We start from the raw sequence: 15,155 nt of genomic DNA on the forward strand, positions 1-15,155 counted from the left end.
ATGACAAAACGATCATTGAATCCATGTGACCTATTGGTTAGAACTCAACACAGGTTGGCGCCGTAACGGTGTCGACACTTTGGCTCGCCACGCCGGCAGCGAGCCCACCAACGGCAGAAAAACTCTGCCCGGCCTCGGACGAGGCCGAAGGATATCTAGACAGTCAACAAGTGAGGGAAACACCCTATGAGAAGACTTAAGCGTGATCCGTTGGAAAGAGCATTTTTACGCGGATATCAATATGGCGTTCATGGCAAATCCCGTGAGCTTTGCCCATTTACTCTACCGTCGGTACGCCAAGCCTGGATCAACGGCTGGCGAGAAGGACGCGGCGACAACTGGGACGGTATGACAGGCACTGCGGGCATCCACAGACTCAACGAACTTCACGCCGTCGGCTAATCAAGGGCATTTAATTCCGACACCACCACGAATATGTAACGACTTAACCACGCACGCCTTATCCAGGCGGCGGGCTTCGGCCCAGGGGCTCCTCTTAAGGAGCCCTTTTTATTGCGCGCCTCTCAGGCCTTGGGCAAGGCTGCAATGGCATCCACCGACTGACGAATCAACGCCGGGCCCTTGTAGATAAAGCCGGAATACAACTGCACCAGGCTCGCGCCCGCGGCGATTTTTTCGGCTGCGTGCTTGCCTTCGGTGATACCGCCCACCGCGATGATCGGCAAACGCCCCGCCAGCTCGGCTGCCAGTACCTTGACGATGTGCGTGCTCTTGTCCCGAACCGGCGCGCCTGACAGGCCGCCCGCCTCGTCACCATGGGCCAGGCCTTCGACACCCACGCGGCTGAGGGTGGTATTGGTGGCAATCACCGCGTCCATCCCCGACTCCACCAGGGCCTGGGCCACCAGCACGGTCTCTTCATCACTCATGTCCGGGGCGATCTTGATCGCCAGGGGCACACGCTTGCCGTGGCGTACCGCCAGGTCTTCCTGGCGCTGGCGCAAGGCTTCGAGCAATTGCTTGAGGGAGTCGCCGAACTGCAGGCTGCGCAAGCCCGGGGTGTTGGGCGAGCTGACGTTGACCGTGACATAACTGGCGTGGGCGTAGACCTTGTCCAGGCAAATCAGATAGTCATCCACGGCACACTCGACCGGCGTGTCGAAATTCTTGCCGATATTGATCCCAAGGATGCCCTTGTACTTCGCCGCCTGAACCCGCGCCAACAGATGATCAACCCCCAGGTTGTTGAACCCCATGCGGTTGATGATCGCCTCGGCTTCCGGCAAGCGGAAAATCCGTGGCTTGGGGTTGCCCGGTTGTGGGCGTGGGGTCACCGTGCCGATTTCAACAAAACCGAACCCCAACTGCGCAAAACCGTCGATTGCCGCGCCGTTCTTGTCCAGGCCGGCAGCCAGCCCCACCGGGTTGGGAAAGTCGAGCCCCATCACCGACACCGGCATTTTCGCGGGTGCCTTGCATACCAGGCCATTGAGCCCCAGGCGGCCACCCGCACCGATCAGGTCCAGGGACAGATCGTGGGAGGTTTCCGGAGAGAGTTTGAACAACAGCTGGCGGGCCAGGGTATACATGGGCGGGCTAGACTCGGATGGCGGCGAAAGGTGGCGGCGATTATAGCCGGGGTGATGGGCAGCATGCGAGGCGTGCCGCCCAATCGTCAGTTGCGCAACGCCACCAGCTCCTCATAGCGCGCCCAGATCTTTTCGGCATAGCGCATGCGCAACGCTTCCCGCTCGGGCCCCATCCCCGCCCCCACATTGTAGGAACCCACGGCCGTCCAGTTGTAGCCAAAGCGCTCGATGAACTGCGCAAGAATGGACGCACCCACCTCCACCGAAAGGCAAGGTTCACTCAACAGGCGCTCTTCGGTAATGCCTTGCTTGAGCAGGCGCGGCAAATGAATACTGTTGATCTGCATCAAACCGATATCGCGGGTGCCATTGCTGTTGCTGTAATTCATCGCATGCGCGCGGTACCCCGACTCCACCGCTGCAATGGCCTGCAGCAATTCAGCTTCGATGTCATAGCGGGCTGCCACCTCTTCCCAACAGTAAGCCAGTGCCTCATTGCTCCACGCCAGCACCGCCAGCAACAGGCCGGTGTACCAGGGTTTACCCATGACTCACCTGGCCGCAGGCCGAACATATGCGGCCCGCGCGCCCCTGCCCGGCCCGGCGCGGCTCATGCTCCTCGATACTCACGGCACAGGTGAAACGATAGCCCCTGCCATAGATCGTCTTGATGAAACCCTTGTCCGCCCTGAGGTGCTTACGCAAGGAATAGATGCAACGGGTCAACGACTCCTCCGCAACTTCCCCATGGGGCCATGCCAGCTCCAGAAGCCGATCCTTGGTCATCAGTTCGCCGCCGGAAACCAGCAGCAGCCGCAGCACGTGCCATTCCTTGGGTGGCAATTGAATATCCACGCCGTCACCGGTCAACCGGCCATCACCGTGAAGGGTCCAGCGCGCAAAAAACAGGGTTGCCGTCGTCATTCGCTCACTCAAGACGGTCATACATACCTCTGCATCCGACTACTGACATTGACGGTCCTCATTGCCAGTGCCGGCCAAACCACGAGAGACATGACTATAGAAATCTGGCGGTCGAACCACGCTAGGAAAAACCCCATACATCCGAGGCTTTGTGGGAGACCATGCGTAAGACGTTTCTTCATCACCCCTCACTGAGCATCACTGTCGAGATAAACCTCATGCCGCTCCCCTTCGATCGATCCGCCTGTGGGCTGACGATCATTGAAGGGCTTTGCGACAGGCCGAACGAACGCACGTTGCACGCGCTCGTATTGAGCCTGGGTCAGGAGGGGCGGCCCCACGGCGCCGTTGAGTGTTCTCGGCTCATGACCTACCGCCCGAGCCTGGATCACGAATAGGCGCACCTCGCCTCCACGGCTTGCCACCTTGCCCCGCGCCAAGGACTCGGCATCACGCTGAAAGCCCCCTATCCACAGGCGCCGGCCCTGAGGTACCCGAATCACCGTGCTGATGCCCACATTCCCCACCACAGGCGATTGTTTACGGTTCCGGCCCTTGCCCAGTTGCTGACCATCGACAGCGTTGATCTGCATCTCGATTTCATTGCCATGGGTGAAGCGCGGCAACACGCTGACCTGGGTGCCGTACCGAACGGGCTGCCAGTCGCCACCGTCTTCTCCAGGTCGTGGCAGGTAAAAAGTCTGGTTGTCCTGGAATACGGCGGGAACATTTTCCTGGGCCAATATCACGGGCAGTGTCACCACCCTGGCCCGCCGTCGACGCTCCAGCGCAGTGACCAACGCCATGAAGCGATTATCTTCAGAAGGCTCCAGCACTCGCGTCGCCGCGGCTGAAGGGTTGGCCTCGTCAGGCCAGCCCATCTTCATCTTCCTGAGTTCCTCGCTGTCCACGTCCACCAGCCACAACGACACCTCGATGGCCCGCTTGGGCATATCCAGTTCCGCGACGAGTCGTTCGATAAAACGCACCTGGGCAGGGGTGCCCTTGATCAACAGGCTGTTGGTATCCGGGTACGCAAATACCGAAAGGCTCTTGTCAGCCAGCATGTCATTCGCTGGTTGCGGGTTACGCCTGCGCTCGTTGGCCAACAGGGTCTCGATCATCGACGCCACCCCCGGCACATTCACGTGGTCATCGCCCATGGCGTACCGACGGTCAGCCACGTGGGTGTTGAACACCTGCACCACACCGAATGTGTGGGGGCCCACGCGCAAATCAGCCTGCGGCCGGTCCAGCGTTTGCGCGAGCCGCAACACCTGGTCCACATAGTTCGACGGCCCGGTCACATAGAACATCCGCTCCCCGCTCTGTCGCAGGGGGTGACGCGAATCATCCAGGCCCGAACGGCGCATGAGCCCAGTCAACTTTTCAACGGAAATATGCCGCAGCGCCACTGCCGAACTTTTCGCCTCGCCGGCGTCGTAGAGGTGCAGCACCTGGCCATCGCTGTGCCAGATCAGGCCGTATTGCCGGGCAACCGCCTCCAGGACCTGCCGCGCGTTGCCGAAGTCGTAGGTGCCGCTGATGCGTCGGCGGGCGGCCTCCCGGCTGACGACGATAGGCAGGCCGAAGGGCACGGACAACGCGGTAAAAAACGTGTGCAGGCTTTCATCCTGTGCCTGGTAGGTCTCCCCCCACGCAGACGCGCAGCCCAGCATCAGTACAGCGCATAGCAGCCAGCGGCAAGGCCAATGAACGGTCGTGGTTGCGGATAAGTCAGCGTACACCGTGGGATTCCTGGGCGGTCTGGCGTAAAGAGTCAGCCATACTGAAAGCCGGCCGGGTTTCAATCTTGATGAAAAGTTGACGGCGAACGGCGCCTGTCGCCCCGTGGCATGTGCCTTGCTTTGCACTCTGCATCAGAGCACGCGCCAACGACGGAGCGGGCTTACGGACAAAGGCGTCGTTACCTGCAATGGCCTACACCGCCATCTGAAGGGACGACGTTTTTTTTTGAACGAAAAGGTAGGCACTGATGAACGATTCGGTAGGCAGCAGCCCGATAAAAGACCCTCTGGCCTGGGTCAGCGGCAGTGACGCCCCGGAAAAGAGCAGCCTCGACCTGGGCTTCATGGCCTTGACCGACTGCGCCTCGCTGGTGGTTGCGGCAACCCAGGGGTTCGCCCAACCCTATGGTTTGACGCTGAACCTCAAGCGTCAGTCGTCATGGGCCAGCCTGCGCGACAAACTGGTCAGCGGCGAACTGGACGCTGCCCACGGCCTGTATGGCCTGATCTATGCCGTGCACCTGGGCATTGGCGGCACCGCCCCGACCGACATGGCGGTGCTGATGGGGCTGAACCAGAATGGCCAGAGCATCAACCTGTCCCACGGCCTGCAACAGCAAGGCGTGGTCACTCCTGAGGCGCTGGATCGCCACGTGCACCAAAGCCGAACACCGTTGACCTTCGCCCAGACCTTTCCCACCGGTACCCATGCGATGTGGCTGTATTACTGGCTGGCGAGCCAAGGCATTCACCCGTTGCAGGATGTGGAGAGCGTGGTGGTACCGCCACCGCAAATGGTCGCGCACCTGCAGGCCGGGCGTATCGACGGCTTCTGTGTCGGCGAACCCTGGAGCGCCAGCGCAGTCAAGCAAAACCAAGGCTTCACCCTGGCGACCAGCCAGGCAATCTGGCCCAATCATCCGGAAAAAGTCCTCGGCTGCACCCAAGCCTTTGTCGACCAATACCCCAATACCGCCCGCGTGCTGGTCATGGCGATCCTTGAAGCCAGTCGTTTTATCGAGCAAAGCACCGAGAACCGTCGCTCCACCGCTCAGTTGCTCAGCGCCCGCGAGTACCTCGACGCCCCGCTCGACTGCATCGAGCCGCGCCTGCTGGGTCACTACGACGATGGCCTCGGTAACCAGTGGCAAGACCCCCATGCGCTGCGGTTCTTTGCCGATGGAGCAGTGAACCTGCCGTATCTGTCCGACGGCATGTGGTTCATGACCCAATTTCGTCGCTGGGGCCTGTTGCGCGAAGACCCGGACTACCTCGGCGTGGCGCGGCAGGTCCAGCAACTGGCGCTCTATCGCCAGGCCGCCGCGGCACTTGGGTTGCCTGCCAGGGACCAGGACATGCGCAGCAGCCAATTGATCGACGGCAAGATCTGGGACGGCGCCGACCCCGTCGCCTATGCCCGCAGCTTCCGCCTGCATGCCATGGCCGACCACGCCAGCCGCCAAGCCCTGCGCTGACAGGAGGACTGATATGTTGCGAATCCTGTTGATCAACGACACCCCGCGCAAGGTCGGGCGCCTCAAGGCGGCACTGATAGAGGCCGGTTTCGAGGTGATCGACGAGTCCGGCCTGACCATCGACCTGCCCGCGCGCGTCGAAACGGTGCGTCCGGATGTGATCCTGATCGATACCGAGTCACCCGGCCGCGATGTCATGGAGCAAGTGGTGCTGGTCAGCCGCGACCAACCCCGGCCCATCGTCATGTTTACCGACGAGCACGACCCCAGTGTGATGCGCCAGGCGATCAAATCCGGCGTCAGTGCGTACATCGTTGAAGGCATCCAGGCCCAGCGCCTGCAGCCCATCCTCGACGTGGCCATGGCACGCTTCGAAAGCGACCAGGCCCTGCGCGCCCAGTTGCACGCCCGCGACCAGCAGTTGGCCGAGCGCAAGCGCATCGAACTGGCCAAGGGCCTGCTGATGAAAATGAAGGCCTGCAACGAGGAAGAGGCCTACACCCTGATGCGCCGCCAGGCCATGAGCCGCCAGCAGAAACTGATCCAGGTGGCGGAGCAGATCATCGCCATGAGCGAGCTGCTCGGCTGACCTGGCTCATCTCTTGCTAAAGAATCTTCACAGGTAACCAACGGCGGTTGCCCCTCCACGACAAAGACGTCGCACATCCGGTTTGCCCTCGCGAACCCGGTGGCGGCGTTTTTTCGTTTTGGCCCCAGTGCATGGGGCCGGTGGGGCGGCCTTAGCCGGCTGTTCCATCACCAGGCCTTCTTACAAGACTCCCAACCGTTGAGGTGCGTGATGAAATCAAGCTTCTGGAAATCCGGGCACACCCCGACCCTGTTTGCCGCGTTCCTGTATTTCGACCTGAGCTTCATGGTCTGGTACCTGCTGGGCCCCCTGGCGGTGCAGATTGCCGCCGACCTGCACCTGACCACCCAACAGCGCGGCCTGGTAGTCGCGACGCCGATCCTGGCGGGCGCGGTGCTGCGCTTCCTGATGGGCATGCTGGCCGACAAGCTGTCGCCCAAGACCGCCGGGCTGATCGGCCAGGTGATTGTGATCGCGGCGTTGTTCATCGCCTGGAAAGTGGGAATCCACAGCTACGAACAAGCGTTGCTGCTGGGGCTGTTCCTCGGTATGGCCGGTGCGTCCTTTGCCGTCGCCCTGCCCCTGGCCTCCCAGTGGTATCCGGCCGAACACCAGGGCAAAGCGATGGGCATCGCGGGAGCCGGCAACTCCGGTACCGTGTTTGCAGCCCTGCTGGCACCGGTACTGGCCGCCGCGTTTGGCTGGAGCAATGTGTTCGGCTTCGCCCTGATCCCGTTGATCCTGACCCTGATCGTCTTCGCCTGGCTCGCGCGCAATGCGCCTGAACGCCCGAAAGCCAAGTCCATGAGTGACTACTTCAAGGCCCTGGGTGACCGCGACAGTTGGTGGTTCATGTTCTTCTACAGCGTGACCTTCGGCGGCTTTATCGGCCTGGCCAGCGCCCTGCCCGGCTACTTCAACGACCAGTACGGCCTGAGCCCGGTGACCGCCGGTTACTACACCGCCGCCTGCGTGTTTGGCGGCAGCCTGATGCGCCCGCTGGGCGGCGCGCTGGCAGACCGTTTCGGCGGGATTCGCACCCTGCTGGGCATGTACAGCGTGGCGGCAATCTGCATCGCGGCAGTGGGTTTCAACCTGCCCAGCTCCTACGCGGCACTGGCCTTGTTCGTCTGCACCATGCTCGGCCTGGGTGCCGGCAATGGCGCAGTGTTCCAACTGGTGCCCCAGCGCTTCCGGCGTGAAATTGGCGTGATGACCGGCCTGATCGGCATGGCCGGCGGTATCGGCGGCTTCGCGCTGGCGGCGGGCATGGGCGCCATCAAGCAGAGCACCGGCAGCTATCAACTGGCCTTGTGGTTGTTCGCCAGCCTGGGCGTGCTGGCCTGGTTCGGCCTGCACGGCGTCAAGCGGCGTTGGAGAACCACCTGGGGTTCGGCCGCCGTGACCGCCGCACGCGTCTGATGAGCCTGCAACTGAGCGTCGCCCAGGCCAGCGCCATCGGCCCCCGCGCCGAAAACCAGGATGCCCTGCGCGTGGTCACCCCCGTGGCGGAACTGGCCGCGAGCAAGGGCTACCTGTGCGCGCTGGCCGACGGTGTCAGCCAGTGCGCCGACGGTGGCCTGGCCGCGCGCTCGACCTTGCAGGCCCTGGCCCTGGACTACTACGCCACGCCGCAAACCTGGGGCGTGGCCCAGGCACTCGAACGTTTATTGCTCGCACAGAATCGCTGGCTGCAAGCCAATGGCGGCGGCCAGCCGCTGCTGACCACTCTCAGCGCCCTGGTGTTTCGCGGCCAGCGCTTTACGCTGGCGCATGTCGGCGATTGCCGGGTATATCGCTGGCTGGACGATGAACTGCTGCGCATCAGCGCGGACCACGTGTGGGAACAACCGGGCATGCAGCACGTGCTCAAGCGCGCCCTCGGCCTGGATCAACACCTGGTGCTGGACTTCCTCGATGGCGAACTGCGTGAGGGCGAATGTTTCCTGCTGCTCAGCGATGGCGTATGGGCCACCCTAGGCGACCACAGCATCCGTGCGATCCTGCGCGAGCAGACCGACCTCGACCTCGCGGTGACCACCCTGGTCAACGCCGCACACCTGGCGGGTAGCCAGGACAATGCCAGCGCCCTGCTGGTGCGCATCGATCAACGGGGCGCAGCCACCCTCGGCGACGCCCTGGTGCAGTTGCAGCAATGGCCACTGCCGCCGCCGCTCAAGGTTGGCCAACACTTTGAAGGCTGGCAGGTGGAATGCGTGCTGGCGCAGAGCCGTCAGTCCTTACTGTACCGGGTCCGCGATGCCCAGCAGCAACCCTGGCTGCTCAAGACCCTGCCCCTGAGCCGCGACGACGACAGCGACGCCGGCCAAGCCCTGCTCTCGGAGGAGTGGTTTCTACGCCGAGTGGCCGGGCGCGCGTTTCCTGAAGTCCACCCCGCCAGCGGGCGTCAGCATTTGTACTACGTGATGCGTGAATACCCAGGGCAAACCCTCGCCGAACTGTTCCAGCACCAAGGCCCATTACCCTTGGCGCAATGGCAGTCCATCGCTGAACGGTTGTTGCGCGCGGTGGGCCTGCTGCACCGCCGACAAATCCTGCACCGCGACATCAAGCCGGAAAACCTGCTGCTGGGCGACGACGCCGAGTTGCGTGTGCTGGATTTCGGCCTGGCCTACTGTCCGGGCCTGTCCGAAGACCGCGCCCACCTGCTGCCCGGTACCCCGAGCTTTATTGCACCCGAGGCATTTAATGGCGAACGTCCTACGGCGCAACAAGATTTGTACAGTGTTGGCGTCAGCCTGTATTACCTGCTGACCGGGCATTATCCCTACGGCGAAATCGAAGCCTTCCAACGGCCAAGGTTCAACTTGCCGGTCAGCGCCAGTCGCTATCGTCCCGATTTGCCGGACTGGCTGCCCCACAGCCTGGAACGGGCCGTGGCCGCCGATCCCACCCAGCGCTACGAAACCGCCGAAGAATGGTTGCTGGTGCTGGAACAGGCCGACCGCCACGAACTCAGCGTGCGACCACGCCCGCTGCTGGAGCGCGAACCCCTGAAGGTCTGGCGGACCCTGGCGCTGGTCTCACTGCTGATCAACCTGGTGCTGCTCTACACGCTGTACCTGTAGGAACGAGCGTGCTTGCGCCTACAGCCTGACCATGCGCCAGATGTGGGCAGCGCGCGTTCAAATGGTGCGAAAAAACAGGGAATGAAGAGCGATTGAGCCAATAAATGCGAGGGTCATGCAACTTGGCACAACCACTGCATTAGCTTTCCCAACACCCAACATATAGCCGCACCTTCAACGTCGAAGGGTCGAGCTTCCCGAGAGAACGGGACCAGGACAAAGGCGTCCTCGCTAGGTAACTAGCGGGGACGCCTTTTTTTGTTTGCGCGTGATGGGTCGAACCCATGCGGAGAACGATATGAAAAAACTCAAATTAGTGATGATCGGCAACGGCATGGCCGGGGTCCGCACCCTGGAAGAACTGCTCAAGCTGAGCAACGAGCTGTACGACATCACCGTGTTCGGCGCCGAGCCCCACACCAACTACAACCGCATCCTGCTCTCGCCGGTGCTGGCCGGTGAGCAAACCTTCGAAGAGATCGTACTCAACGACCTCGACTGGTACCTGGACAACCACGTCAAGCTGCTGCTCAACCGCAAAGTGGTGCAAATCGACCGGGTCAAACGCAAGGTCATTGCCGAAGACGGGACCGAGGCCGAGTACGATCGCCTGCTGATCGCCACCGGTTCCACACCGTTTATCCTGCCCATTCCGGGCAACACCCTGCAGGGTGTGATCGGCTACCGCGACATCGCCGACACCCAGGCGATGATCGAGACCGCCAAGACCCACAAGCACGCCGTGGTGATCGGCGGCGGCCTGCTCGGCCTGGAAGCCGCCAACGGCCTGATGCTGCGCGGCATGCACGTGACCGTGGTGCACCTCGGCGAATGGCTGCTGGAACGCCAGTTGGACAAGACCAGCGGCCAACTGCTGCAAACCGAATTGGAAAGCCGTGGCCTGGTATTTCGCCTGTGCGAACAGACCCAGGCCCTGCACGACGCCGGCAATGGCCGGGTCGGCTCGGTGCAATTCAAGAATGGCGACATCATCCCCGCGGACCTGGTGGTGATGGCCGCCGGCATCCGGCCCAATACCGAACTCGCGGAAAAATCCGGCATCCCCTGCAACCGTGGGATTCTGGTCAACGACACGATGCAAACCTACGACCCACGCATCTACGCGATCGGCGAATGCGCCAGCCATCGCGGGATTGCCTATGGCCTGGTAGCGCCACTGTTCGAGCAGGCCAAGGTGTGTGCCAACCATCTGGCCCAACTGGGCTTTGCCACCTACAAGGGCTCGGTGACTTCGACCAAGCTGAAGGTCACCGGCATCGACCTGTTCTCCGCTGGCGACTTCATGGGCGGCGAAGGCACCGAGACCATCACCCTCTCCGATCCGATTGGCGGCGTTTACAAGAAGCTGGTGATCAAGGACGACATCCTCGTCGGCGCCTGCCTGTACGGCGACACCGCCGACGGCGGTTGGTATTTCCGACAAATCCGTGAGAACCACGCAATTGGCGAGATCCGCGACCACCTGATGTTCGGCGAAAACGCCCTGGGTGACGTCGGCCATCAAGGCCAGGACAAAGCCATGAGCATGGCCGACAACGCCGAAGTCTGCGGCTGCAATGGCGTGTGCAAGGGCACCATCGTCAAGGCTATCCAGGAGCACGGGCTGTTCAGCGTCGACGAGGTAAAAAAACACACCAAGGCCGCCAGCTCCTGCGGTTCCTGCGCCGGGTTGGTGGAACAGATCCTGATCAACACCGTGGGCGGTGCCGCCGATGTCAAACCCAAGAGCGAAAAAGCCATCTGCGGTTGCAGCGACCTCAACCACGGGCAAATCCGCCAGGCCATCCGCGAACAGCACTTGCTGACCATCGCCGGCACCATGGGCTACCTGAACTGGCGCACCCCCAACGGCTGCGCCACCTGCCGCCCGGCGCTGAACTACTACCTGATTTCCACCTGGCCGGGTGAAGCCAAGGACGATCCGCAATCGCGCCTGATCAACGAACGGGCCCACGCCAATATTCAGAAAGACGGCACCTACTCCGTCGTCCCACGGATGTGGGGCGGTGTGACCAATCCTTCGGAACTGCGGCGCATCGCCGACGTGGCCGACAAGTACAACGTGCCGATGGTCAAGGTCACCGGCGGCCAGCGCATCGACCTGCTGGGCATCAAGAAGCAGGACTTGCCCGGCGTGTGGAAGGACCTCGACATGCCGTCCGGCCACGCCTACGGCAAATCCATCCGCACTGTGAAGACCTGCGTCGGCAGTGAGTTCTGTCGCTTCGGCACGCAGAACTCCACACAACTGGGAATCGAACTGGAGCATGACCTGTTCAACATGTGGTCGCCGCATAAGGTGAAGCTGGCGGTGTCCGGTTGCCCACGCAATTGCTCGGAAGCCGGTATCAAGGACGTCGGCATTATCGGTGTGGACTCCGGCTGGGAGATGTACATCGGTGGCAACGGCGGGATCAAGACCGAAGTCGCCGAGTTCTTCGTCAAGCTCAAGACCGCCGAGGAAGTGCGCGAATACAACGGCGCGTTCCTGCAGCTGTACCGCGAAGAGGCCTTTTACCTGGAACGCACCGTGCACTACCTGCAACGGGTGGGCATGGACCACATCAAGAAAGCCGTACTGGAAGACCCGGCCCGGCGCAAGGCCCTCAATGAGCGCCTGCAATTCTCCCTGTCGTTCGAACAGGACCCGTGGAAAGAACGCCTGGAACAGCCGCTGCTGAAAAAGGAGTTCGAGGTCATCCCCGTCAAACAACTGGAGGTGCCGGCATGAACTGGTTGGATATCTGTGCCCTCGACGAGATCAACACCCTGGGCTCGCGCATCATCAATGGGCCCAAAGGCGACATCGCGATTTTTCGTACCAGCGACGACGAAGTCTTTGCCCTCGACGACCGCTGCCCGCACAAGGGCGGCCCGCTGTCCCAAGGCCTGATCTACGGCAAACGCGTGGCCTGCCCGCTGCACAACTGGCAGATTGACCTGGCGTCCGGCGAAGCCCTGGCGCCGGATATCGGCTGCGCCCATCATCATCCCGCCCGTGTGGAAAACGGCCGGGTGATGCTGGCCCTGCGGGACGCCGGTTGATGAACCGCCAGACCACCGCGTCCACCTGCTGTTACTGCGGGGTGGGGTGCGGCGTGCTGATCGAGCATGACGGCGAACAGATCCTCGGCGTGCAAGGCGACCCCAGCCACCCGGCCAACTTCGGCAAGCTGTGCAGTAAAGGCGCCAGCCTGCATTTGACCGGCGACCTCAGCGCCCGCGCCTTGTACCCGGAGTTGCGCCTGGGCAAGGGCCTGGCCCGCACCCGCGCCAGTTGGGACACCGCCCTGGAACATGCGGCCAACGTATTCGCCGAGACCATCGCCGAACACGGGCCCGACAGCGTGGCCTTCTACATCTCCGGGCAGTTGCTGACCGAGGATTACTACAGCTTCAACAAGCTGGCCCGGGCCCTGGTCGGCACCAACAATATCGATAGCAACTCGCGGCTGTGCATGTCCTCGGCGGTGGTCGGCTACAAGCGCAGCCTGGGCGCCGATGCGCCGCCATGCAGCTATGAAGATCTCGAATGCAGCGACTGCGTGATGATCGTCGGCAGCAATATGGCCTACGCCCACCCGGTACTGTTCCGACGCCTGGAAGAGGCCAAGGCACGGCGGCCGCAGATGAAAGTCGTGGTGATCGACCCGCGCCGCACAGATACCTGTGATTTGGCTGACCTGCACCTGGCGATCCTGCCGGGCACAGACGTGGCGCTCTTCCACGGGATTTTGCACCTGCTGCTGTGGGAAGACTGGATCGACCGTGATTTTATCCAGGCCCACACCGACGGCCTGGCCGCACTCAAACGCCTGGTGCACGACTACACGCCACAGATGGTCACGCAGTTGTGCGGTATCAGCGTCGAGCAATTACGCCTGTGTGCCGAATGGGTAGGCACCTCCAGCAGCTTTTTATCGCTGTGGTGCATGGGGCTCAACCAGTCCACCGCCGGCAGTGCGAAAAACAGCGCGCTGATCAATCTGCACCTGGCGACCGGAACCCTCGGCCGCCCAGGTTGCGGGCCGTTCTCGTTGACCGGCCAGCCAAACGCCATGGGCGGCCGCGAGACGGGCAGCTTGTCCAACCTGCTGCCCGGGCATCGGGAGGCCGCCAACCCAGAGCATCGGGCTGAAGTGGCCGCGTATTGGGGCGTGGAGCAATTACCGGCTACCCCTGGCCTCACTGCCATCGAACTGTTTGAACAGGTGCAGGCGGGCAAGATCAAGGCCCTGTGGATTGCCTGTACCAACCCTGCGCAATCGCTGCCAGACCAGAACAACGTGCACGCGGCCCTGGCAGCCTGCCCGTTTGTAGTGTTGCAGGAGGCGTTTCGTACCACCGAAACCGCCGCCTATGCCGACCTGCTGTTACCCGCCGCCAGTTGGGGCGAAAAAGAAGGCACGGTGACCAATTCCGAACGGCGTATTTCCCATGTGCGCCAGGCCATTGCCCCACCGGGTGAAGCACGTGCGGACTGGGCGATTACCGTGGATTTCGCACAGCGTCTGGAGCGTCGTCTGCGCCCTGGCTTGAACAGCCTGTTCGCCTTCGAGCAACCGGCGCAGCTCTTTGACGAGTACAAGCTGCTGACCCGCGACCGTGACTTGGACCTGTCGGGTATCAGCCATGCCCTGCTCGACCAGATCGGCCCGCAGCAGTGGCCATTTCCCCTGGGCGCCCAGGCTGGAACACCGCGCCTGTACACCGATGGGCTCTTCCCGACCGACAATGGCCGCGCACACTTTATCGCCGATCCTTATCGAGCAGCCAAGGAGCAGCGTGACGCACGCTTCCCCCTGACCCTGATCACCGGACGCCTGCGCGACCAATGGCATGGCATGAGCCGCACCGGCACCGCCGCGCAATTGTTCGGTCACGTCAGTGAGGCGCGGCTCAGCCTGCACCCGGACGAACTGCGCCGGCATCGTTTCAAGGACGGTGACCTGGTCAACCTGAAAAGCCGTCGTGGCCACCTGATCGTCGCGGTCAGCAGCGATGACAGTGTGCGTCCCGGCCAAGCCTTCCTGCCCATGCACTGGGGCGATCGTTTTCTCAAGGGCGGCGTCAATGGCCTCACCCAGCCAGCATTCGATCCGTTATCCAAACAGCCGGAACTCAAGCACAGCGGCGTACGCCTGGAAGCCGTGCAACTGCCGTGGCAGTTGTTTGCACTGATCGAAGGCGATGTTCAGCAACACTTCGAAGCCTTGCGCCCACTGTGCGAGGGCTTTGCCTACGTCAGCCTGAGCCTGGCCGGCCGTGAACGGCCAGCGTTGCTGGTACGCGCGGCACATACCGAGGCACCCGACCTGCAACTGTTGACCCGTATCGACCAACTGCTGGGCCTGCATGACGGACCGGTGATGGCCTACGACGACCCACGTCGCTCCATCGGCAAGCGGGTAAAGATCGAGAAAGGCCGTATTACGGCGGTGCGCCTGGCGGGTGAAACCCTGGCCCGCCACTGGCTGCAAAGCCTGTGGCTGGAAGGTCGCACCGACGATCAGTTGCGGCGCTGGCTGTTGGCGCCCTTAAGCGCAGCACCCGGCGGCGCGGCGGCGAGCAGCAAGATCCTGTGCAACTGCAAGAACGTCAGCGAAAACGCGGTGTATGCCGGCATTGCCCGGGGCCTGGCCCTGGAGGGGCTCAAACAGGAACTGGGCTGCGGCACGCAATGTGGTTCCTGTGTACCGGAAATCAAACGTCTATTGGCCAGCAACCCGCAGCCAATCGCAATCAGTGTGTGAGGGCAA

Annotated in this window: 12 protein-coding genes; 8 read left to right on the plus strand and 4 right to left on the minus strand. The window is 62.4% G+C overall.

Annotated features, from left to right (window positions below):
• The first annotated feature begins 186 nt into the window (after positions 1-186).
• Entirely contained in the window at positions 187-402 is a 216-nt protein-coding gene (gene rmf, locus AB7933_RS24955; protein ID WP_002553055.1) for a ribosome modulation factor, read from the plus strand.
• Between the two features lie 122 nt (positions 403-524).
• On the opposite strand, the gene AB7933_RS24960 is transcribed toward rmf, so the two are convergent.
• The 4 genes from AB7933_RS24960 to sctC all read right to left on the minus strand — a co-directional run bounded on the left by AB7933_RS24960 (position 525) and on the right by sctC (position 4,222).
• A complete protein-coding gene (locus AB7933_RS24960) occupies positions 525-1,550 on the minus strand; it encodes a quinone-dependent dihydroorotate dehydrogenase (protein ID WP_024076861.1) in 1,026 nt (341 codons plus the stop codon).
• 86 nt (positions 1,551-1,636) lie between these two features.
• A complete protein-coding gene (locus AB7933_RS24965; RefSeq protein ID WP_024076862.1) occupies positions 1,637-2,098 on the minus strand; it encodes a transglycosylase SLT domain-containing protein in 462 nt (153 codons plus the stop codon).
• Positions 2,091-2,495 (minus strand): winged helix-turn-helix domain-containing protein, encoded by a 405-nt coding sequence (locus AB7933_RS24970; RefSeq protein WP_024076863.1) that lies wholly within the window; start codon positions 2,493-2,495, stop codon positions 2,091-2,093. The genes AB7933_RS24965 and AB7933_RS24970 overlap by 8 nt, the downstream gene beginning before the upstream one ends.
• A 167-nt stretch (positions 2,496-2,662) precedes the next feature.
• Complete coding sequence (gene sctC / locus AB7933_RS24975; protein ID WP_024076864.1) at positions 2,663-4,222, minus strand: type III secretion system outer membrane ring subunit SctC; 1,560 nt, start codon at positions 4,220-4,222, stop codon at positions 2,663-2,665.
• A 248-nt stretch (positions 4,223-4,470) separates the two neighbouring features.
• Between sctC and AB7933_RS24980 the strand changes: the two genes are divergently transcribed.
• The 7 genes from AB7933_RS24980 (at position 4,471) to AB7933_RS25010 (ending at position 15,149) form a co-directional block, all read left to right on the plus strand.
• Entirely contained in the window at positions 4,471-5,697 is a 1,227-nt protein-coding gene (locus AB7933_RS24980) for a CmpA/NrtA family ABC transporter substrate-binding protein (protein ID WP_024076865.1), read from the plus strand.
• 13 nt (positions 5,698-5,710) lie between these two features.
• On the plus strand, positions 5,711-6,286 hold the full coding sequence (locus tag AB7933_RS24985) for an ANTAR domain-containing response regulator (RefSeq protein WP_024076866.1): 576 nt from the start codon (positions 5,711-5,713) through the stop codon (positions 6,284-6,286).
• Between the two features lie 210 nt (positions 6,287-6,496).
• Positions 6,497-7,708 carry a nitrate/nitrite transporter gene (locus tag AB7933_RS24990; protein ID WP_041160996.1) on the plus strand — a complete coding sequence of 404 codons (1,212 nt, stop codon included), beginning with the start codon at positions 6,497-6,499 and terminating at the stop codon, positions 7,706-7,708.
• The gene (locus AB7933_RS24995) at positions 7,708-9,375 is read left to right on the plus strand and encodes a bifunctional protein-serine/threonine kinase/phosphatase (RefSeq protein ID WP_024076868.1); all 1,668 of its coding nucleotides are present in this window, start codon (positions 7,708-7,710) and stop codon (positions 9,373-9,375) included. Before AB7933_RS24990 ends, AB7933_RS24995 begins: the two co-directional genes overlap by 1 nt.
• Before the next feature lie 298 nt (positions 9,376-9,673).
• On the plus strand, positions 9,674-12,127 hold the full coding sequence (nirB, locus tag AB7933_RS25000; RefSeq protein WP_024076869.1) for a nitrite reductase large subunit NirB: 2,454 nt from the start codon (positions 9,674-9,676) through the stop codon (positions 12,125-12,127).
• Positions 12,124-12,441, plus strand: coding sequence for a nitrite reductase small subunit NirD (nirD, locus tag AB7933_RS25005; protein ID WP_024076870.1), 318 nt, complete (start codon positions 12,124-12,126; stop codon positions 12,439-12,441). Before nirB ends, nirD begins: the two co-directional genes overlap by 4 nt.
• Complete coding sequence (locus AB7933_RS25010) at positions 12,441-15,149, plus strand: nitrate reductase (RefSeq protein ID WP_024076871.1); 2,709 nt, start codon at positions 12,441-12,443, stop codon at positions 15,147-15,149. Before nirD ends, AB7933_RS25010 begins: the two co-directional genes overlap by 1 nt.
• Positions 15,150-15,155 lie beyond the last annotated feature (6 nt).

The sequence above is a fragment of the Pseudomonas gorinensis genome, from assembly GCF_042015035.1.
Classification (GTDB): domain Bacteria; phylum Pseudomonadota; class Gammaproteobacteria; order Pseudomonadales; family Pseudomonadaceae; genus Aquipseudomonas; species Aquipseudomonas gorinensis.

Coding starts and splice junctions, on each gene's coding strand:
- AB7933_RS25010 (WP_024076871.1), top strand. CDS start 12,441: ATGAACCGCCAGACCACCGCGTCCACCTGCTGTTACTGCGGGGTGGGG.
- AB7933_RS24990 (WP_041160996.1), top strand. CDS start 6,497: ATGAAATCAAGCTTCTGGAAATCCGGGCACACCCCGACCCTGTTTGCC.
- nirD (WP_024076870.1), top strand. CDS start 12,124: ATGAACTGGTTGGATATCTGTGCCCTCGACGAGATCAACACCCTGGGC.
- AB7933_RS24965 (WP_024076862.1), bottom strand. CDS start 2,098: ATGGGTAAACCCTGGTACACCGGCCTGTTGCTGGCGGTGCTGGCGTGG.
- rmf (WP_002553055.1), top strand. CDS start 187: ATGAGAAGACTTAAGCGTGATCCGTTGGAAAGAGCATTTTTACGCGGA.
- AB7933_RS24985 (WP_024076866.1), top strand. CDS start 5,711: ATGTTGCGAATCCTGTTGATCAACGACACCCCGCGCAAGGTCGGGCGC.
- AB7933_RS24960 (WP_024076861.1), bottom strand. CDS start 1,550: ATGTATACCCTGGCCCGCCAGCTGTTGTTCAAACTCTCTCCGGAAACC.
- AB7933_RS24970 (WP_024076863.1), bottom strand. CDS start 2,495: ATGACCGTCTTGAGTGAGCGAATGACGACGGCAACCCTGTTTTTTGCG.
- nirB (WP_024076869.1), top strand. CDS start 9,674: ATGAAAAAACTCAAATTAGTGATGATCGGCAACGGCATGGCCGGGGTC.
- AB7933_RS24995 (WP_024076868.1), top strand. CDS start 7,708: ATGAGCCTGCAACTGAGCGTCGCCCAGGCCAGCGCCATCGGCCCCCGC.
- AB7933_RS24980 (WP_024076865.1), top strand. CDS start 4,471: ATGAACGATTCGGTAGGCAGCAGCCCGATAAAAGACCCTCTGGCCTGG.